General features: G+C 63.3%; 18 protein-coding genes. 13 read left to right on the top strand and 5 right to left on the bottom strand.

The window, feature by feature from the left end; genetic code table 11:
* The first annotated feature begins 452 nt into the window (after window positions 1-452).
* The 5 genes from BVH06_RS09025 to BVH06_RS09045 all read left to right on the top strand — a co-directional run bounded on the left by BVH06_RS09025 (window position 453) and on the right by BVH06_RS09045 (window position 5,875).
* Window positions 453-1,898 carry a cytochrome ubiquinol oxidase subunit I gene (locus tag BVH06_RS09025; RefSeq protein ID WP_075932278.1) on the top strand — a complete coding sequence of 482 codons (1,446 nt, stop codon included), beginning with the start codon at window positions 453-455 and terminating at the stop codon, window positions 1,896-1,898.
* A gap of 2 nt (window positions 1,899-1,900) precedes the next feature.
* Window positions 1,901-2,908 carry a cytochrome d ubiquinol oxidase subunit II gene (cydB, locus tag BVH06_RS09030; RefSeq protein WP_075933834.1) on the top strand — a complete coding sequence of 336 codons (1,008 nt, stop codon included), beginning with the start codon at window positions 1,901-1,903 and terminating at the stop codon, window positions 2,906-2,908.
* Entirely contained in the window at window positions 2,908-3,054 is a 147-nt protein-coding gene (locus tag BVH06_RS09035) for a DUF2474 domain-containing protein (RefSeq protein ID WP_075932276.1), read from the top strand. The genes cydB and BVH06_RS09035 overlap by 1 nt, the downstream gene beginning before the upstream one ends.
* A gap of 104 nt (window positions 3,055-3,158) precedes the next feature.
* Complete coding sequence (locus BVH06_RS09040) at window positions 3,159-3,539, top strand: DUF2946 family protein (protein ID WP_075932275.1); 381 nt, start codon at window positions 3,159-3,161, stop codon at window positions 3,537-3,539.
* Between the two features lie 221 nt (window positions 3,540-3,760).
* Window positions 3,761-5,875, top strand: coding sequence for a TonB-dependent copper receptor (locus tag BVH06_RS09045; RefSeq protein WP_075933835.1), 2,115 nt, complete (start codon window positions 3,761-3,763; stop codon window positions 5,873-5,875).
* A 44-nt stretch (window positions 5,876-5,919) separates the two neighbouring features.
* Here the strand turns inward: BVH06_RS09045 and BVH06_RS09050 are convergent, their stop codons facing one another.
* The 3 genes from BVH06_RS09050 to BVH06_RS09055 all read right to left on the bottom strand — a co-directional run bounded on the left by BVH06_RS09050 (window position 5,920) and on the right by BVH06_RS09055 (window position 8,055).
* Window positions 5,920-6,708 (bottom strand): transporter substrate-binding domain-containing protein, encoded by a 789-nt coding sequence (locus tag BVH06_RS09050; protein WP_075933836.1) that lies wholly within the window; start codon window positions 6,706-6,708, stop codon window positions 5,920-5,922.
* Window positions 6,709-6,901: 193 nt separating this feature from the next.
* Window positions 6,902-7,609, bottom strand: coding sequence for a hypothetical protein (locus tag BVH06_RS25350; RefSeq protein WP_139315601.1), 708 nt, complete (start codon window positions 7,607-7,609; stop codon window positions 6,902-6,904).
* 137 nt (window positions 7,610-7,746) lie between these two features.
* Window positions 7,747-8,055 (bottom strand): hypothetical protein, encoded by a 309-nt coding sequence (locus tag BVH06_RS09055; RefSeq protein WP_083651953.1) that lies wholly within the window; start codon window positions 8,053-8,055, stop codon window positions 7,747-7,749.
* A 321-nt stretch (window positions 8,056-8,376) separates the two neighbouring features.
* On the opposite strand from BVH06_RS09055, the gene BVH06_RS09060 reads away from it, so the two are divergent.
* Together BVH06_RS09060 and BVH06_RS09065 are read left to right on the top strand one after the other, a co-directional pair.
* Window positions 8,377-9,819: a TldD/PmbA family protein gene (locus BVH06_RS09060; RefSeq protein WP_075933837.1), complete on the top strand. Its 1,443-nt coding sequence runs from the start codon at window positions 8,377-8,379 to the stop codon at window positions 9,817-9,819.
* On the top strand, window positions 9,819-11,138 hold the full coding sequence (locus tag BVH06_RS09065; RefSeq protein WP_075933838.1) for a TldD/PmbA family protein: 1,320 nt from the start codon (window positions 9,819-9,821) through the stop codon (window positions 11,136-11,138). Before BVH06_RS09060 ends, BVH06_RS09065 begins: the two co-directional genes overlap by 1 nt.
* A gap of 65 nt (window positions 11,139-11,203) precedes the next feature.
* On the opposite strand, the gene BVH06_RS09070 is transcribed toward BVH06_RS09065, so the two are convergent.
* On the bottom strand, window positions 11,204-11,500 hold the full coding sequence (locus BVH06_RS09070; RefSeq protein ID WP_075932269.1) for a type II toxin-antitoxin system RelE/ParE family toxin: 297 nt from the start codon (window positions 11,498-11,500) through the stop codon (window positions 11,204-11,206).
* Window positions 11,488-11,745 (bottom strand): type II toxin-antitoxin system Phd/YefM family antitoxin, encoded by a 258-nt coding sequence (locus BVH06_RS09075; RefSeq protein WP_075932268.1) that lies wholly within the window; start codon window positions 11,743-11,745, stop codon window positions 11,488-11,490. The genes BVH06_RS09070 and BVH06_RS09075 overlap by 13 nt, the downstream gene beginning before the upstream one ends.
* A gap of 161 nt (window positions 11,746-11,906) precedes the next feature.
* Between BVH06_RS09075 and BVH06_RS09080 the strand changes: the two genes are divergently transcribed.
* From BVH06_RS09080 to BVH06_RS09105, 6 genes are read left to right on the top strand one after another with little or no spacing between them, the layout of a single operon-like run.
* Window positions 11,907-12,926, top strand: coding sequence for a substrate-binding domain-containing protein (locus BVH06_RS09080; RefSeq protein ID WP_075933839.1), 1,020 nt, complete (start codon window positions 11,907-11,909; stop codon window positions 12,924-12,926).
* The gene (locus BVH06_RS09085; RefSeq protein ID WP_075932266.1) at window positions 12,910-13,914 is read left to right on the top strand and encodes an ABC transporter substrate-binding protein; all 1,005 of its coding nucleotides are present in this window, start codon (window positions 12,910-12,912) and stop codon (window positions 13,912-13,914) included. Before BVH06_RS09080 ends, BVH06_RS09085 begins: the two co-directional genes overlap by 17 nt.
* A 13-nt stretch (window positions 13,915-13,927) precedes the next feature.
* Entirely contained in the window at window positions 13,928-14,782 is an 855-nt protein-coding gene (locus tag BVH06_RS09090; protein WP_256562829.1) for an iron ABC transporter permease, read from the top strand.
* Window positions 14,779-15,573 carry an ABC transporter permease gene (locus BVH06_RS09095; RefSeq protein WP_075933840.1) on the top strand — a complete coding sequence of 265 codons (795 nt, stop codon included), beginning with the start codon at window positions 14,779-14,781 and terminating at the stop codon, window positions 15,571-15,573. Before BVH06_RS09090 ends, BVH06_RS09095 begins: the two co-directional genes overlap by 4 nt.
* Window positions 15,570-16,601, top strand: a complete 1,032-nt coding sequence (locus BVH06_RS09100; protein ID WP_075933841.1) for an ABC transporter ATP-binding protein — start codon at window positions 15,570-15,572, stop codon at window positions 16,599-16,601. The genes BVH06_RS09095 and BVH06_RS09100 overlap by 4 nt, the downstream gene beginning before the upstream one ends.
* The gene (locus BVH06_RS09105) at window positions 16,594-17,445 is read left to right on the top strand and encodes a phosphodiesterase (RefSeq protein ID WP_075933842.1); all 852 of its coding nucleotides are present in this window, start codon (window positions 16,594-16,596) and stop codon (window positions 17,443-17,445) included. The genes BVH06_RS09100 and BVH06_RS09105 overlap by 8 nt, the downstream gene beginning before the upstream one ends.
* Window positions 17,446-17,488 lie beyond the last annotated feature (43 nt).

Consider the following 17,488-nt stretch of genomic DNA (forward strand, 5'->3'; position numbering starts at 1 on the left):
GCCATCTCCCGGCGGTGGCGATTCGCCGCCGCGCTCGCCTTCTTTTGCAGTGCCGTTGCTCCCTGATGCAGCAAGTGCCTGCTAGCCCTTCATCCGATGACGCGCACGTTGTGCCGAGCGCGCGGAACTAAGTCAGAACGCCGCAGCGACAGCCTGTCGCGCGGCATCCAGCCACGCTGGTAAGTGGCGTGGCGAGGCGTAATCTGAAAGCGATCCATTGATCCAGATCAAGGCGCCTTTCGCCTTGGCTGTCTTCGGTACACGCATAACAAGGCGCCTCTAAAAACGTAGGCGAGGTAGTCAGCGCAAGGCAAAAACAAGCGAGAAAGCGGAGTTTACGAGTTGTAAATGAGCATTTTGAGCTTGTTTTTAACGCAGTGCTGACAACGCAGGTAGTTTTTATAGGTGGCGTAGAAGAAGTCGATAACTAACTCTGATCGAGGGGCACGTCCATGTTCGGCCTAGAGGCTTTGGATCTTGCGCGCATCCAGTTCGCCTTCACCATTTCCTTTCACATCATCTTTCCCGCCATCACCATCGGCCTGGCCAGTTACCTGGCGGTGCTCGAAGGCCTGTGGCTGAAAACCGGGCAGACGGTCTATCGTGACCTCTACCACTTCTGGGTGAAGATCTTCGCGGTCAACTTCGGCATGGGTGTGGTCTCCGGCCTGGTGATGGCCTACCAGTTCGGCACCAACTGGAGCGCCTTCTCGGATTTCGCCGGCTCGGTCACCGGGCCGCTGCTCGCCTACGAAGTGCTCACCGCGTTCTTCCTCGAGGCGGGCTTTCTCGGCGTCATGCTGTTCGGCTGGAACCGCGTGGGCCCGGGCCTGCACTTCTTCTCGACGGTGATGGTGGCGGTCGGCACGCTGATCTCGACTTTCTGGATTCTCGCCTCCAACAGCTGGATGCAGACGCCCCAGGGCTTCGAGATCGTCGACGGTCGGGTGATCCCGGTGGACTGGTTCGCCGTGGTGTTCAACCCGTCGTTCCCGTATCGCCTGGCCCATATGGCCACTGCCGCATTCCTGGCCACCGCGTTCTTCGTCGGCGCCTCGGCGGCCTGGCACCTGCTGCGCGGGCGCGACACCCCGGCGATGCGCAAGATGTTCTCCATGGCGCTGTGGATGGCCCTGCTGGTGGCGCCGATCCAGGCGGTGATCGGCGACTTCCACGGCCTCAATACCCTGGAGCATCAACCAGCGAAGATCGCCGCCATCGAAGGCCACTGGGACAACAGCTCCGGCGAGCCGACGCCGCTGATCCTGTTCGGCTGGCCGGACATGGAGCGCGAGGAGACTCGCTTCAAGATCGAGGTGCCGTACCTGGGCAGCCTGATCCTCACCCACAGCCTGGACAAACAGGTGCCAGCGCTCAAGGAGTTCGCCAGGGAGGATCGGCCCAACTCGACCATCGTGTTCTGGTCGTTCCGGGTGATGGTCGCCATGGGCCTGCTGATGATCCTCGCCGGCGTGTGGAGCCTGTGGCTGCGCTGGCGCGGCAGCCTCTACCGGTCGCGCCCGTTCCTGTACTTCTGCCTGTGGATGGGCCCGTCCGGGCTGATCGCCATCCTCGCCGGCTGGTTCACCACCGAGATCGGCCGTCAGCCGTGGGTGGTCTACGGCATCATGCGCACCGCCGATGGCGTGTCGGCCCACAGCGCCGCGCAGCTGGGCGTGACCCTGGTGCTATTCGTGGTGGTGTACTTCGCGGTGTTCGGCGCCGGCTTCGGCTACGTGATGCGCCTGGTGCGCAAAGGGCCGGTCACCGGCGAGGGCGATCATCAGGACGACGGCGGGCCGGGCACCCGGCACACCCCGGCACGGCCACTGTCGGCGCCCAAGGAGGGCCTGCACGACGGTGATCATGGCGGCGCTGCTGCGAACGGGAGGGCATGAGCATGGGTATCGATCTGTCGGTCATCTGGGCGGTGATCATCGTGTTTGGCGTGATGATGTACGTAATCATGGACGGCTTCGATCTGGGCATCGGCATCCTCTTTCCGTTCGTGCCCGACAAGGGCGAGCGCGACGTGATGATGAACACCGTGGCCCCCGTGTGGGACGGCAACGAAACCTGGCTGGTGCTTGGCGGCGCCGGGCTGTTCGCGGCCTTTCCGCTGGCCTACTCGGTGGTGCTCAGCGCCCTGTATCTACCGCTGATGTTCATGCTGCTGGGCCTGGTGTTTCGTGGCGTGGCCTTCGAGTTTCGCTTCAAGGCCAAGGACCACAAGCGGCATATCTGGGACAAGGCGTTCATTGGCGGCTCGGTGGCGGCGACCTTCTTCCAGGGCGTGGCGCTGGGCGCGTTCATCGAAGGCATCCCGGTCGAGGGCCGGGCATTCTCAGGTGGCTCGCTGGACTGGCTGGCGCCGTTTCCGCTGTTCAGCGGCCTGGGCCTGATCGCGGCGTATGCGCTGCTCGGTTGCACCTGGCTGATCATGAAGACCGAAGGTCGTCTGCAAAAGCAGATGCACGACCTGGCCCGGCCACTGGCCCTCGCGCTGCTGGCGGTGATTGGCATCGTCAGCCTGTGGACGCCGCTGTCCCAGGCGAGTATCGCTGAGCGCTGGTTCACCTTCCCCAACCTGCTGTGGTTCGCCCCGGTGCCGCTGCTGGTGCTGGCGAGCTTCTTCTACCTGCTGCGCTCGGTGGCCAACCACGACAACAGCAAGCCGTTCGTGCTGACCCTGGTGCTGATCTTCCTCGGCTACAGCGGCCTGGGCATCAGCCTGTGGCCGAACATCGTGCCCGGCTCGCTGACCATCTGGCAGGCGGCCGCACCGCCGCAAAGTCAGGGCTTCGCGCTGGTCGGCGCGTTGCTGATCATCCCGATCATCCTCGTCTACACCGCCTGGAGCTACTACGTGTTCCGCGGTAAGGTCACGCCGGATCAGGGGTACCACTGATGAACAACACCAGCGAAAAGAAACCCCTCTGGCAACGCATCGCCTGGCTGGCCGGCATCTGGACGGTCAGCGTGCTGAGCCTGGGGCTGCTGTCCTATCTGCTGCGTTTGTTCATGAACGCAGCAGGCTTGAGCACGCCGTCGTAGTGATCGTGTCGGGGCGGCCTCGCGCATCATGTGCAACGACCGCAGGCGGCGGTGCGGCAATTGATCGCGCCGCGGAGGGGGCGGGTTAGCGTAAAGTCGCCGCCATGAAAATCGCCCGCCAGGATCGCTCGCTGATCGCCTGGGTGCTGTACGCCAGCATCCTGTTCGCGATGCTCGCCTGTGCCATTCACCATGGCCAGGGGGCCGGCCTGCAGTTGAGCGGGTTGGGTGGTGAGTTCTGCTCCCTGCATGGCGATGCCACCGATGCCTCCACCGTGGTGCCGGCCGACGCACTGATGAGCACCGTCCAGTGCCCGTTGTGCTCGGCAGCGGTGATGGGCCTTGCCCTGCTGTTCGCGCTGGCCTGGCTGCCGCGTGCCAAGCGAGCGTTGCGCCTCGCACGTGCGCCGCAGGGCAAGGCACCGCCGCGTTTCGTATGGCCGTCGGCCAATCCCCGCGCCTCTCCGGTCTTCCTGATCGCCTGAGTCTGTGACGAAACGGCTGTGGCTTTGCCTAGGGTGGACGACGCCTTATCCGTCCACCATTTGAACGTTGGCGGGTGGATGAAAGAGCGTCAGCTACGCGCTCCAATCCACCCGACAAGGGCCGCGTGCCCGCCTGCCCGTCAACAAACTCCTGATCCCATACCAGCGCAACGCCCTTCCGGCGCCGCGTTTCGTACCGTTTGCATCAGGAATGCCTGAACATGACCACCGTTTCCAATCGCTGCAACGCTTTTCAGCTCCACCCCATGAGCCTACGTTTGCGCCAGGCCCTGAGCCTTGGCACCTTGCTCGGTTTCGCTGGCACCGCCCTGGCTGGCGAGCCGCACCAGCATCACGAGCTGCAAGCCACCGTCATTACCGCCGTGCAGCAGGACTCACCGCTAAAGGTAGTCACCGATCCCAAGGCGCCGCGCCAGCCAGTACCCGCCACCGATGCCACCGACTACCTGAAGACCATTCCCGGCTTCTCCGCCATTCGCAGCGGCGGCAGCAATGGCGATCCGGTGCTGCGCGGCATGTTCGGCTCGCGCCTGAACATGCTTGCCAACGGTGGCCAGATGATCGGTGCCTGCCCCTCGCGCATGGACGCGCCGAGCTCGTACATCGTGCCTGCCACCTATGACCAACTGACGGTCATCAAAGGCCCGCAGACCGTGCTGTGGGGACCTGGCGCTTCGGCAGGCACCGTGCGTTTCGAGCGTGAGCCGGAGCGCTTCGCCGAACCGGGCAGCCGCCTGGATGCCAGCCTGCTGGTCGGCTCCCGTGGGCGCCTCGACAAGCTGGTCGATGGCGCCGTGGGCAGCGAGCAGGGCTATATGCGGGTAATCGGCAGCCAGGCGCGCGCCGACGACTACCGCGATGGCAACGACGACACCCTGCCGTCACGCTGGGAGAAGTGGAGTGGCGACGTCGCCCTCGGCTGGACGCCGGATGTCGACACCCTGATCGAAGTCAGTGCTGGCCGTGGCGACGGCGAGTCGCGCTATGCCGGGCGTGGCATGGATGCCAGCAAGCTGGCGCGCGAAAGCCTCGGCCTGCGTTTTCACCGTGAAAACCTGGGTGGCCTGCTCAGCAAGGTCGAAGGCAACCTCTACTACAACTATGCCGACCACGTGATGGACAACTACAGCCTGCGCACGCCGGATGCCACCGGCAGCATGCCCATGCCAATGGCGTCGAACGTCGACCGCCGTACCCTGGGCGGGCGCCTTGCTGCGACGCTCACCTGGCAGGACGTGGAGTTGATCGCCGGCGTCGATGCCCAGCGCAGCGAGCGCCGTGCCAGACGCTCCAGCTACGACATGATGAGCGCCACCCTCACGCCTGCCAGTGCCTTCGCCTGGAACAAGGACGCCGGCTTCCACAACTACGGGGCTTTCGCCGAAGCCACCTGGCACGTGGCCGAGGGGGATCGCGTGATTGCTGGCGGGCGCCTCGATCGCGCCTGGGCCAAGGACTACCGGCAAAGCATCCGCGGCATGATGGGCAGCCGGCCCAATCCAACGGCTGGCGTCAGCCGTGCCGAAACCCTGCCCAGCGGCTTCGCTCGCTACGAGCACGACCTGAGCGGCTGGCCTGCCACCCTGTACGCAGGGCTCGGTCATGTGCAGCGCATGCCCGACTACTGGGAGCTGTTCTCGCCCACCATGGGGCCCCAAGGTGCGGCGAATGCCTTCGAGGGTATCCAGCCGGAAAAAACCACCCAGCTGGACGTTGGCCTGCAGTATCGGAGCGAGCGTCTGGACGCCTGGGTTTCCGGTTACGTCGGGCAGGTTCGCGACTACATCCTCTACACCTACACCACGGGGATGATGGGCAGCACCTCGCGGGCCGACAACGTCGATGCACGGATCATGGGCGGTGAGCTGGGAACCCGCTACCAGTGGACCGATCACTGGACGAGCGACGCGACCCTGGCCTATGCCTGGGGCAAGAACAGCAGCAGCGGTGCTGCGTTGGCGCAGATGCCGCCGCTCGAGGCGCGTCTGGGGCTGACCTACGAACAGCCGCGCTGGAGCGCCGGCGCCCTGTGGCGCGTGGTCGCCGCTCAGCATCGGGTCAGCGAGGGGCAGGGCAACGTGGTGGGCAAGGACTTCGGCGACAGCAGCGGCTTCGCGGTATTTTCCCTCAACGCGGCCTACCGGTTCAGCGACACGCTGAAGGTCAGCACCGGCCTCGATAACCTGTTCGACAAGACCTACAGCGAGCACCTTAACCTGGCCGGTAACTCCGGTTTCGGTTTCCTGGCCGATGATCCGCAACGGATCAACGAACCGGGGCGCACGCTGTGGGCCAAGGTAGACCTGAGCTTCTAACCTGCCATCTGATCGCACCTGCGCGCTGCGCAGGCGCGATCCAATCACTGACCCGGCACGGCCAGCCAGTGACCGAGGGTTTTCTGATACGCGCCGGTGGCCTTGCTCAAATGCAGCCACTGATCCACATAGCTCTTCCAAGTCATGTCGTCGCGCGGTAGCAGATAGGCCTTCTCACCGTATTGCATGTAGGCGGTCGGGTTGACTGCGCACAGGCCGGGCATGCGTTTCTGTTGGTACAGGGCTTCGGACGAGTCGGTGATCATCACGTCGGCGCGCTTGTCCAGCAGTTCCTGGAAGATGGTCTTGTTGTCGTGGAAGTTCAGCTGCGCCTTGGGCAGATAGGCCCGCGCGAAAGCTTCATTGGTACCGCCGGCCGGCTCGATGAGGCGCACCTCTGGCCTGTTGATCTGCTCGACGGTCTGGTAGCGCGACACGTCTTCACAGCGCACCAGGGGAATCTTGCCGTCCACATCCAGGGTGCTGCTGAAAAACGCCTTCTTCTGGCGCTCAAGCGTCACCGAAATGCCGCCCATGCCGATATCGCACTTGCCTGCCACCATATCCGGCATCAGGGTTTTCCAGGTGGTCGGCACCCACTGCACCTTCACACCGAGGCTCTGCGCAAGCGACTGGGCCATCTCGATATCGATGCCTTCGTACTCGCCGTCCTGACGCAGGAAGGTGTATGGCTTGTAGTCACCGGTGGTGCACACCGCCAGTTGTCCCTTCTCCAGCACCTTGTCCAGGTGCGACGGCGTTTCCTGAGCCTGGGCAAAACCCGACAGGCCGATAAGCAGGGTGGTGACGGCGCTGATTTTTAGATTTTTCATGGTGGGGAGACTCGCGGTTGAAGGCGGGAAGGCGAGGGGACAAGGTAAGGAGAAGGGCTTGGTGGGGCAAGGCTTGGGTTGGGGGAGATGATGTTAGTTTTAGTTCTGGTTAGGTGCTTTGAATGCGGTGGACAAGCTTCGCGTTGTCCACCTCACGTCTGAAGCAGTTGTTGGTATTGAATGTGAGCTTTTTCTATACACTAACTTGTTTTACTATTTCTTGTCCGACAGTTAGAGCATTTGACGATGTTCCGCTAAGGTAAGCTTTTGCAGCGATTTCTGCAGATGTTTGAGCTAGCTTTATAAGGTTTGCAATAGTCTCTTTATCCACGGTTTTTATATTTTCGGACGTTTCAATCAAGACATGTGGCTGGAATGCGGGTATTCCATTAACTAAAAGCTGGTATTGGTACCCGATGTGGCTCGTGTTTTCATCCCATATTACGCCTGTCTTTTTCTCAATTCTGACATATGGTCTGATTTCAACGCCAAATGCCTTCACCTGAGCTTCGTGCTCCATTCTCGCAATCGTTCGTCCTTTCTTCTCAGCCTCGTTCTCTGCCTTTGCGAGCTCTTCACGATGTGCTGATTTGATATTTGCAAGCTCAACGAGTTGGTCTTTTTGACTCGCAGCTACGCCAACATCATAACCTTCGTTATAGGATTTTTCTTTTGTACTTTTTATTAGTTCATAGTGTTCAACTTCGAGAGTGTTTTTTGATTTAATATATTCTGCTTCAAGAAGGTGGATTGTTTTTTGATGATTGTTTGTTAGTGAGTTTAGCTCCTGAATATTGAGCGAAAGTTTTTTGCTGTTTCGGGCGGAAAGGAAGGATATTAGAGCAGCAGAAGCAAGTGCGGAGAAAATAATTGCAGTAATTAGGGTTGCTTGTGAGTACATGTCTCTTCCTGAGTGTGTGTAAGTTTTTGTAGTTGGCTATATTAAGATTGGTGTGGCCAGGTTTATTTGGTGTTATCCATTGGGGTATCTTGGTTTGTAAAGCGCTAGTTCAATGTTGGAGGATGATCTGGCGAAATTTAACGGTTGATGATTTTTCCGATTTCTACTAGTTTTTTACCATTCCTCTTTGTTAGTTTATACATTTCAGTGACGAGAGAATTGATTTCACTCAGCAGTTTGTCACGTTCGACCTTTGTGGTTGCGCAACGAACTGAATTTATGCGATTGGTGATGATTCTCTTTTTCCCTAGGAGACTGAAGTCACTGACACTCCAATATATTTCCCAATAATCATAGTGGGGGAATTTCTCCCATATGCTTGAGATATTCATTCCGCGGTCTAAAAGTAAATTCATTTCTTTGATCTCATGTTTTGGTATTGCCATGATGTTCTCCTTGCGTGAGTGCTAGTTTCTTGTGTAGTGGTTTTTATTTATTTGTATTCCGCTCATCTGGTTAGGCAGCGAGTAGAATGCGCGACACTATTTTATTCACCATCGGATACTGAAGAGGCGGGCTGTCCCAATGTGTAGACCTTTGCTAATCAGGGCGGCCTTGCTGTTAATCGCGCACTAATAGAAAACTGGTTCAGACACTACGCCATCAAATAGCCATCCGTCTACGGCCTGCTTGCCACCTCCCTGGTTGCCCCACCCTGCCAATCCTTCCCATACTGCCTCCCTATGCCGCCTACCAAGGGAGCCCCCATGTTCGCCTTCAGCGAAACCCTAGAACGCCGCTTCGCCGCCCTGCGTTCCACCGCCGATTTCTGGTCGCTGCGCCATGTGCGGGAGACCACCGAGCGCTATTGGGTGCGTCGCAATGTGGCGCGGGCGCCGTCGTTTTCGGACGATGCGGGGGCCATGCTCAGTGTGCGGGTGGCCGGGGTGGAGGCCTATGCGGCGACCAGCGATCTCAGCCAGGCCGGGTTGCAGGCGGCGCTCGACAAGGCCGAGCGGCTGGCGCGGCAATTGGTGGGGCGCAATCTGCTCGATCTGCATGAGCTGCCGGTGCCCCATGAGCAGGCCGATGACGTGATGCCCGGCTATCAGCGCGCTCTGGCCAGCCCGGCGCACTGGTACGAATTGCTGGCGGCCGAGTCGGCGCGGGTACCGCGGGATGAGCGTCTGGTGGACTGGTACGCCGGGCTGACCTTTACTGCCACCGAGCAGATTTACCTCAACAGCGCCGGTGCCCGTTTGCGCCGCGCTCAGCACTACGTGTTCCCGCAGCTGGGCGTTACCGCCAGCGATGGCGCCGACAGCCAGAGCCGCAGCTTTGGCGGCACCCACCTGGCGCGCCAGGGCGGTGCCGAGGTGATCGACGAGCTGGGCGTGGTCGGCACCGCCAGCCGTATCGCCGACGAGGCGCTGCAATTGCTGCTGGCGCCCAATACGCCGAGCGGTCACCGCGACCTGCTGTTGATGCCGGACCAGATGATCCTGCAGATCCACGAGTCCATCGGCCATCCGCTGGAGCTGGATCGCATCCTCGGTGACGAGCGCAATTTTGCCGGCACCAGCTTTATCCGCCAGGAGGATTTCGGCAGTTACCAATACGGCTCGTCGCTGCTCAACGTGACCTTCGACCCAACGGTATCGGGCGAGCTGGCCAGCTATCGCCATGACGACGACGGCACCCCGGCGCAGCGCGAATACCTGATCCGCGAGGGCATCCTCCAGCGGCCGCTCGGTGGCGCGCTGTCGCAGTGGCGCAGCGGGCTGGAGGGCGTCGCCAACAGCCGCGCCTGCAGTTGGAACCGCCCGACCCTGGATCGCATGGCAAACCTCAATGTCGAGCCCGGCAACCAGCGCCTGGAGCAGCTGATCGGCGGCATCGAACGCGGCATTCTGATGAGCAACAACCGCTCCTGGTCGATCGATGACGCGCGCAACAAATTCCAGTTCGGCTGCGAGTGGGGCCGGCTGATCGACAACGGCGAGCTCAAGGGCGTGGTGAAGAACCCCAACTACCGCGGCATCTCCGCGCAGTTCTGGCGCAACCTCAAGGTGGTCGGCGACGCCAGTACCTTCGAGGTGCTGGGCACGCCGTATTGCGGCAAGGGCGAGCCGAACCAGGTGATCCGCGTCGGCCACGCCACGCCTGCGTGCGTGTTCGCCGATGTCGACGTATTTGGAGGGGCAGCCTGATGAACGCACGTCAGCATTTCGAGGCGTTGCTCGCGCACCTGAACGCCGGGCTGCAGGCCGGCGAGGGCTTTACCCTGGAGTACCAGGCCGAGGCCTCGGACTTCATCCGCTTCAACCACGCCCGCGTGCGCCAGGCCGGCCAGGTGCAGCAGGCGTACGCCACCCTGGCGCTGTACCAGGGCGAGCGGCATGGCGACTTCGAACTGGCCTTGAGCGGGGTGATCGATGACGACCTACCGCGCCTCGACCAGGCGCTGCAGCGCCTGCGTGCGGTATTGCCGACGCTCGCCGATGACCCCTACCTGCGCCTGAACCGCGAAGCCTGGCGCAGCGAGACCGCGGCGGGGGACGCGGCCCAGCACAGCGAGATCGCCATCGCGCAGATCAGTGAGGCAGCCGCCGGGCTGGACCTGGTCGGTTTCTACGCCGCCGGGCCGCAGTATCAGGGCTTCGCCAGCTCCTGGGGCGCCTTCGGTTGGCACGCGGCGAGCAGCTTCAACTTCGAGTTCAGCCTGTTCCACGAAAACGGCCAGGCGGTGAAAAGCAGCTATGCCGGCGAGCAATGGGACGCCCAGGCTTTCGCCCGCAAATTGGCGTTCGCCCGTGAGCAACTGGAGCATCTGGGCAAACCCGCCCATGAGTTGAAGCCGGGGGCTTATCGCGCCTACCTGACGCCTGCGGCGCTGGAGGAATTGTTCGGGCTGTTCGCCTGGGGCTTTTCCGCCGAGGCACTGGCCACCGGTGGCAGCCCGCTGCAGCGGCTGTTCGCCGGCAGCGCCAGCTTGAGCGACAAAGTGACGCTGGACGAGCGCATCGAAGGGGGCCTGGCGCCGGCCTTTACCCGCGAGGGGCCACGTCAGCCGCTGCGTCTGGTCAGCCAGGGCAAGGCGGGCGAGCGCCTGGTCAGCTCGCGTAGCGCCGCCGAACACGGACTGATCGCCAACGGCGCGGGCAGCGGTGAGTACCCGTTCTCCCTGCACCTGCACGGCGGCGAGCTGGAGGAGGCCGAGATCCTGCAGTGCCTCGGCACCGGGCTGTATATCGGCAACCTGTGGTACAGCAACTTCTCCGACCTGCCGGCCGGGCGCCTGACCGGCATGACCCGCTTCGCCACCTTCTGGGTCGAGGACGGTCGCATCAGGGCGCCGGTGGACACCATGCGCTTCGACGACTCGCTGTTCGACTTCCTCGGCGCGAACCTGGAAGCCCTGACCCGTGAGCCGGAGCTGCTGCTGCCCAGTGGCACCTATGGCGCGCGACAAACCGGCTCGATGGCGCTGCCCGGCGCGCTGCTGTCGCGGTTTACCCTGACGTTGTAAGGACGGTATTCCTGGGTATTGCTGCGTGCGCGGACCAACACTCATCCATGACGTCACACTGACGCTCATTCGAGCATATGAGCGCGTAGCGCCCGTTCCTCTCGCATGACGTGAATGATGAAGACCGTCGTATCCGAAACGCGGTAGAAAACCCGGCAGGGCGGGACGACGATTTCGCGATACACCGAGTTTGGCAGCTCGTCAGGGGTGCGGCCTGACAGAGGGAACTCCGCCAAACGTCCGACCGCTTCAACCACCTTCCTGACCAGCGCGCGAGCGGCATCGGGTTTGTCCAAGGCAATGTACTGCGCCAGATCGTCGAGTTGCTCGAGGGCGGGATTTGTCCAGACTATTTCAGCCATTTGCTCAGCCGTTGCCTGGCCTGTTCATGGCTGACGGTATCGCCCTCGATCACGGCCCGTTCGCCGCGGGCCAGGGCATCCAGAAGGGCGAGGCGCTTCTGCATGAACTGGTAGTCATCGACATCCACCAGATAGGCCGAGGGTATTCCGTGCTCGGTGATCAGAACAGGTTCCTTGGATTCGTGAAGGTCGGCAAGGATCTTGGTGGCCTGTCGCTTCAGGTTGGTGACCAACTCGACTTTCATGAGAGGACTCGGTGCGTGGATGAAGTATCACTTTAGTGACACTTCTCTCGCTGGGCAATTGGAAAGCGCTCTGAAACCGAACTGTCATCCCTTCGTCGCGCGACTGCCATCTGCGCTCGCTAAGTTGCTCGCCAATGAGATCGATCTCAAAGCGAGCGAGCATGACGGATCTGAAAGAGGTTGCCCTCAGGGCAGGCGTTTCGCGGGCCACCGCCGCGCGGGCATTCGCCTCGCCGGATATGGTGCGCCCGCATACCCGTGAGCAGGTGTTCGCCGCGGCGCGCCAGCTGGGTTTTCGCCCCAACCGCCTGGGCCGGCAGCTGCGTTTGCAGACCACCCAACTGATCGGCGTGGTGGTGCCCAACCTGCTCAACCCGGTGTTCGCCGAGCAATTCCAGGCCATGGAGCAGGCGGCGCGTGCGCGCGGCTACAACCTGCTGCTGGCTACCACCGACTACCAGGCCGAGCGCGAGAGCGACGTGGTCGAGGAACTGCTGCGCCAGCGCGTCGACGGCCTGGTGCTGACGGTGACCGATGCGCGCAGCAACCACGTGCTGCAGAGCCTGACTCACGAGGACACACCCTTCGTGCTGGCCTACCACCAGCCCGAGGATGCCGAGTACAGCGCCGTGTCGGTGGATAACCGCGCCGGCATGGCCCTGGCCACCCGGCATCTGCTGGAGGCCGGCCACAGGCGCATCGGCATGGTCGCCGGCTCGGCGCTGCAGTCGGATCGTGCGCGCCTGCGCTACGCCGGCTATCAGGACGCCATGCGCGCGGCCGGGCTACCGGCGCTGCCGCTGATCGAGATGCCCGCCCACACCCAGGCCGACTTCGCCGCCATCGAACCCTGGCTGCACGGCCCGCAGGCGCCCAGCGCGCTGCTCTGTTCCAACGATCTGCTGGCCATCAGCCTGATCAACGTGCTGCGTCGAAATGGCTGGAGCGTGCCCCGTCAGCTCTCGGTGATGGGTTTCGACGGCATCGCCCTGGGCATGCAGATGCACCCAACGCTGTGCAGCGTGGTGCAGCCCATCACCGAGCTGGCGCACAGGGTGATCGACCAGCTGCTGGCGCAGATCGCCGGTGCCAGCCCCGCTTCCCACTGCCTGCCGTGCCATATCCGGCCAGGCGAGAGTATCCGCCCCCTCGAGGAGACGTCCGATGATCCGCTTGCGTAAAACCCTTGCGGCTCTGTTGCTGTGCGGTACCGCCAGCCTGAGCCACGCCGCCGAAACGGCGATCTGCTACAACTGCCCACCGGAGTGGGCGGACTGGGGCGCCCAGCTTCAAGCCATTGCCGCAGACACCGGTGTGAAGGTGCCGCTGGACAACAAGAATTCCGGCCAGGCCCTGGCGCAGCTGGTGGCCGAGCGCGCCGCACCGATGGCCGACGTGGTGTATTACGGCGTGACCTTCGGCCTGCAGGCGCAGAGCGCCGGGGTGGTCGGTACCTACAAGCCTAAGGGCTGGGACGATATTCCCGCCGGGTTGAAAGACCCTGAAGGGCACTGGTTCGCCATCCATTCCGGCACCCTGGGCATCATGGTCAACGTCGACGCACTGGGCGGCCTGCCGGTGCCGCGAAGCTGGGCCGACCTGCTCAAGCCCGAGTACAAGGGCATGGTCGGTTATCTCGACCCGTCCAGCGCTTTCGTCGGCTACGTGTCGGCGGTAGCGATCAACCGCGCCATGGGCGGCGACCTCGACGACTTCACCCCGGCCATCGACTACTTCAAGAAACTGGCCGGCAATTCGCCGATCGTGCCCAAGCAGACCGCCTATGCGCGGGTGCTGTCCGGCGAGCTGCCGATCCTCGTCGACTACGACTTCAACGCCTACCGTGCGCGCTACAAGGACCAGGCCAACGTCGCCTTCGTGATTCCGAGTGAGGGCAGCATCAGCGTGCCCTACGTGATGAGCGTGGTGGAAAACGCTCCGCACCGGGCCAACGCCGAGAAGGTGCTCGATTTCGTGCTGTCCGACAAAGGCCAGGCGCTGTGGGCCAATGCCTACCTGCGGCCGGTGCGCCCGGTGCAGATGCCCGCCGAGGTGGCGGCGCGCTTCCTGCCGGAAAGCGACTATGCCCGGGCCGGTGTGGTGGATTACCAGAAGATGGCCGCGGTGCAGGAAGCCTTCGCCGCGCGCTACCTGAAAGAGGTGCGCTGAAGTGAGCGGCGCGCTGAGCAACCACGCTACCGTGAGGGCCGATAGCCGGTCGCTGCGGCGCTGGCGACCTGGCGCGGCCGTGGCGCTGGTGCCGGCAGCCGCGGTGCTACTGGCGTTCTGGTTGTTGCCGCTGGCCCACTTGGTGCTGCTCGGCGGCGAAAGTCGCGGTGAGGCGAGTGGCTACTGGCAGGTGCTGAGCAGCGGCCAATATCTGAGCAGCCTGGCGCAGACCAGCGTGCTGGCCGCCACGGTGACCCTGGCGGCGTTGCTGGTGGGCAGCATCAGCGGGGTGTTTCTCGCCCGCCAGCGTTTCTTCGGCCGTTCGGCGCTGGTCGCCCTGCTGACCTTTCCCCTGGCCTTCCCCGGTGTGGTGGTGGGCTTTCTGGTGATTCTGCTGGCTGGCCGCCAGGGCGTTTTCGCCGCGCTGGGCATGGGCCTGGTGGGTGAGCGCTGGATCTTCGCCTACTCGCTGGCCGGGTTGTTTCTCGGCTACCTGTATTTCTCCATCCCGCGGGTGATCCTCACCGTGATGGCCGCCAGCGAAAGCCTCGATGCCAGTCTGGAGGAGGCCGCTCGCTCGCTTGGCGCAAGCCACTGGCGGGTCACGTGGGACGTGATCGTGCCGGGGCTGATGCCGGCGCTGGTGTCCTGTGGGGCGATCTGCTTCGCCACCTCGATGGGCGCGTTCGGCACCGCGTTTACTCTCGGTACCCAGCTCAACGTCACACCGGTGGCGATCTACAACGTATTCACCAACTACGCCAACTTCAGTGTGGCAGCGGCGCTGTCGGTGATCCTCGGCGCGCTGACCTGGGCAGTGCTGCTGGTGGTCAGGAAGTGGGTGCGCCAGTCTGGAGGGCTTTTATGAAACGCTCGACGCTGTTTGCCGCGCAGCTGATCTTCACCTGCCTGGTCTGCGCCTTCATGCTGGTGCCGGTGCTGCTGTCGCTGCTCGCCGGGCTTACCCGCAATTATTTCCAGGGCCTTTCCAGCGGCCTGACCTTCGATTGGCTCGTGCAGGTCTGGCAGGCCTATTCGCCGACGGTGTGGCTGTCGCTGCAACTGGCGGTGGCCTGTGCCCTGTGCGTCTGCCTGATCGGCGTGCCGGCGGCCTACGCCCTGGTGCGCATGAACAACCGCTTCAGCCGCGCCTTCGAGGAACTGATGGTACTGCCGGTGGCGATACCCGGCCTGGCCAGTGCACTGGCGCTGCTGCTCACCTACGGTCATCTCGGCGGCTTTCGCGGCAGTTGGCTGTTCATTCTGGTCGGACATGTGCTGTTCACCCTGCCGTTTCTGGTGCGCCCGGTGATGGCGGTGATGCAGCGCCAGAACCTGCCGACCCTGGAAGATGCCGCCGCCAGCCTCGGCGCCGGCCCGCTGCGCCGCTTCTTCACCGTGGTGGTGCCCAACTGCAGGGCCGGCATCCTCGCCGGCGTGCTGATGGTCGTCACCCTGTCGCTGGGCGAGTTCAACCTGACCTGGATGCTCCACACGCCGATGACCAAGACCCTGCCAGTGGGCCTGGCCGACAGCTACGCCTCGGCGCGGCTGGAAGTCGCCAGCGCCTACACCCTGCTGTTCCTGCTGATGATCGTGCCGCTGCTGATCGCCCTGCAGGCCATCAGCGCCCGCCTGTCCCGTGGAGACCAACGATGACCGCTACCTCCATTCGCCTGCACAACTGCCGCAAGGCGTTCGCCGATGGCACCGTCGCTGTGGACGACCTCAGCCTGGAGATCCAGGCCGGCGAAACCCTGGCCATCCTCGGCCCGTCCGGCTGCGGCAAGACCACCACATTGCGCCTGATCGCCGGGCTCGAGCGGCCGGATGCCGGGCAGGTGTCGTTCGCCGGGCAGGATGTCACCCAGTTGCCCATCGAGCGCCGCGACGTGGGCATGGTGTTCCAGAACTACGCGCTGTTTCCCAACCTCAGCGTGGCCGACAACATCTGTTATGGCCTGAAGGTGCGCAAGATGCCCCGCGCCGAACGCGAACGGCGCTGCGCCGAGTTGCTCGAGCTGGTCGGCCTGCAAGGCTATGGCCACCGCGCCATCCATGAACTCTCCGGCGGCCAGCGCCAACGCGTCGCCCTGGCCCGCGCCGTGGCGCCACGCCCGCGGGTGCTGCTGCTCGATGAACCGCTGGCAGCCCTGGATGCCCAGTTGCGCGAGCGCCTGCGCAGCGAACTTGGCCAGTTACTACGCGAGCTGGCCATCACTGCGGTGTTCGTCACCCACGACCAGGGCGAGGCCATGGCCCTTGGCGATCGCATCCTGGTCATGGAGCGTGGCCGCATCGCCCAGCTCGCCACGCCGCGAGCGCTTTACCAGCAGCCCGCCAATGCCTTCGTGGCGAATTTCATCGGCACCCTGAATGCCTTCGTGGTGCTCGGCCGTACCGACAACGGCGTGCAGGTCAACGGCGGCGAGTTGCCCTGGAGTGCCAGCGAATTGCCGGGCACCTTGTATTGCCGCCCCGAGCATCTGCGGGTGACCAGCGCTCCGGGTCACGTGCGCGGGCGGCTGCTCGGGCAATTCTTCCAGGGCGCGCAAAGCCGCCTGCTGGTGGACGTGGGCGGCGCGCAGCCGTTGTCGGTGGACAGTAGCGACGACCGCGTGCACGCCCCTGGCGATTGGATCAACCTGGCCGTCGAGCCTCAACGTGTGTTCAGCCTCAATGCCTGATGTCATCCCCAACGCTTCGACCTTCCTGATCGCGCAGATCAGCGACCTGCACCTCAAGGCCGGCGGCAAGCTGAGTTACGGAGTGGTCGATACCCTGGCGGCGCTGCGCCGTGCGGTCGACCACCTCAACGCCAGCCAGCCGCGCCCGGACATCATGGTCATCAGCGGTGACTTGGTGGACTTCGGCCACCCCGACGAATACGCCGTGCTGCGCCCCGAGCTGGAGCGCCTGGCCATGCCTTATTACCTGGTGCCGGGTAATCATGATGATCGCGGGCATCTGCTGGCAGCCTTCGCCGATCATGCTTATCTCCCGCAATCGCCCGAGGCGCCGCTGGACTGGGTGGTCGATACCCATCCCGTGCGCCTGATCGGTCTCGATACGACGATTCCTGGCAGCCATGGAGGGCAGTTACAAGACAGCCAGTTGCGCTGGCTGGATGCTCAGCTGGCGCTGCGCCCGCAGGTGCCGACGGTGCTGGTTCTGCATCACCCGCCGTTCATCAGCGGCATCGGCCATATGGACCGCGAGCCGTTTCGCAATGCGGCGGCGCTGGAATGGCTGATTGGCGGCCACCCGCAGGTGGAACGGCTGCTTTGCGGGCACCTGCATCGCCCGATCCAGCGGCGCTTCGCCGGTAGCCTCAGCTGTGTGTGCCCCGGTGTTTCCCACCAGATCGTGCTCGACCTGCAGCCCAGCGCACCGGCGCATTTCAATCTGGAGCCACCTGGCTACCTGCTGCACCGCTGGCATGTTGAGCATGGGCTGGTCACCCACACCGGGGTGTTCGGCGAATACCCGGGCCCGTATCCGTTCTATGACGCCAATGGCCTGATCGACTGAGAGAGGGTGTTCCTGGGTATCGCTGCGCTCAACCGAGCTACGG

The organism is Pseudomonas sp. PA27(2017), assembly GCF_001945445.1.
Taxonomy (GTDB): Bacteria; Pseudomonadota; Gammaproteobacteria; order Pseudomonadales; family Pseudomonadaceae; genus Aquipseudomonas.

Coding starts and splice junctions, on each gene's coding strand:
- BVH06_RS09025 (WP_075932278.1), top strand. CDS start 453: ATGTTCGGCCTAGAGGCTTTGGATCTTGCGCGCATCCAGTTCGCCTTC.
- cydB (WP_075933834.1), top strand. CDS start 1,901: ATGGGTATCGATCTGTCGGTCATCTGGGCGGTGATCATCGTGTTTGGC.
- BVH06_RS09035 (WP_075932276.1), top strand. CDS start 2,908: ATGAACAACACCAGCGAAAAGAAACCCCTCTGGCAACGCATCGCCTGG.
- BVH06_RS09040 (WP_075932275.1), top strand. CDS start 3,159: ATGAAAATCGCCCGCCAGGATCGCTCGCTGATCGCCTGGGTGCTGTAC.
- BVH06_RS09045 (WP_075933835.1), top strand. CDS start 3,761: ATGACCACCGTTTCCAATCGCTGCAACGCTTTTCAGCTCCACCCCATG.
- BVH06_RS09050 (WP_075933836.1), bottom strand. CDS start 6,708: ATGAAAAATCTAAAAATCAGCGCCGTCACCACCCTGCTTATCGGCCTG.
- BVH06_RS25350 (WP_139315601.1), bottom strand. CDS start 7,609: ATGTACTCACAAGCAACCCTAATTACTGCAATTATTTTCTCCGCACTT.
- BVH06_RS09055 (WP_083651953.1), bottom strand. CDS start 8,055: ATGGCAATACCAAAACATGAGATCAAAGAAATGAATTTACTTTTAGAC.
- BVH06_RS09060 (WP_075933837.1), top strand. CDS start 8,377: ATGTTCGCCTTCAGCGAAACCCTAGAACGCCGCTTCGCCGCCCTGCGT.
- BVH06_RS09065 (WP_075933838.1), top strand. CDS start 9,819: ATGAACGCACGTCAGCATTTCGAGGCGTTGCTCGCGCACCTGAACGCC.
- BVH06_RS09070 (WP_075932269.1), bottom strand. CDS start 11,500: ATGGCTGAAATAGTCTGGACAAATCCCGCCCTCGAGCAACTCGACGAT.
- BVH06_RS09075 (WP_075932268.1), bottom strand. CDS start 11,745: ATGAAAGTCGAGTTGGTCACCAACCTGAAGCGACAGGCCACCAAGATC.
- BVH06_RS09080 (WP_075933839.1), top strand. CDS start 11,907: ATGACGGATCTGAAAGAGGTTGCCCTCAGGGCAGGCGTTTCGCGGGCC.
- BVH06_RS09085 (WP_075932266.1), top strand. CDS start 12,910: ATGATCCGCTTGCGTAAAACCCTTGCGGCTCTGTTGCTGTGCGGTACC.
- BVH06_RS09095 (WP_075933840.1), top strand. CDS start 14,779: ATGAAACGCTCGACGCTGTTTGCCGCGCAGCTGATCTTCACCTGCCTG.
- BVH06_RS09100 (WP_075933841.1), top strand. CDS start 15,570: ATGACCGCTACCTCCATTCGCCTGCACAACTGCCGCAAGGCGTTCGCC.
- BVH06_RS09105 (WP_075933842.1), top strand. CDS start 16,594: ATGCCTGATGTCATCCCCAACGCTTCGACCTTCCTGATCGCGCAGATC.